This is a genomic window from Aphanothece microscopica RSMan92 (assembly GCF_046613545.2).
In the GTDB taxonomy this organism is placed as follows: Bacteria; Cyanobacteriota; Cyanobacteriia; order PCC-6307; family Cyanobiaceae; genus NIES-981.
Map to the genome: position 1 here is coordinate 1 of NZ_JBKKKY020000675.1, position 380 is coordinate 380.

A 380-nucleotide genomic window follows, 5' to 3' on the forward strand; every position below is an offset into this window, starting at 1 on the left:
TCGCCATCGGCTACCGCAGCAACGCCTCCGGCTCAGCGGCGACAGCCCTTGGTGACCAGGCCAGGGCGGCTGGAGCAGGCGCTACCGCCACCGGTTACCTGGCCAACGCCACAGGAGAGGACACCACGGCCTTGGGGCGCAACGCCAACGCCAGCGGAACCGCCGCGACCGCCGTCGGGGCCGAGGCCCTGGCCTCAGGGGGACAGGCGACGGCAATAGGTCCTAGCGCCAATGCCACCGGACCCTCCGCGACCGCCGTCGGGTTTGAGGCCCTGGCCTCAGGGCAACAGGCGACGGCACTGGGTCCTCGCGCCAATGCCACCGGAACCGCCGCGACCGCCGTCGGGTTGGACGCCCGGGCTTCAGGTACCGCCGCCACA

The 380-nt window shown here is 72.6% G+C and carries 1 pseudogene; it reads left to right on the top strand.

What is annotated here, in order from left to right:
* Positions 1-380, top strand: a pseudogene (locus tag ACLD7X_RS19580) (hypothetical protein); the annotation flags it as partial.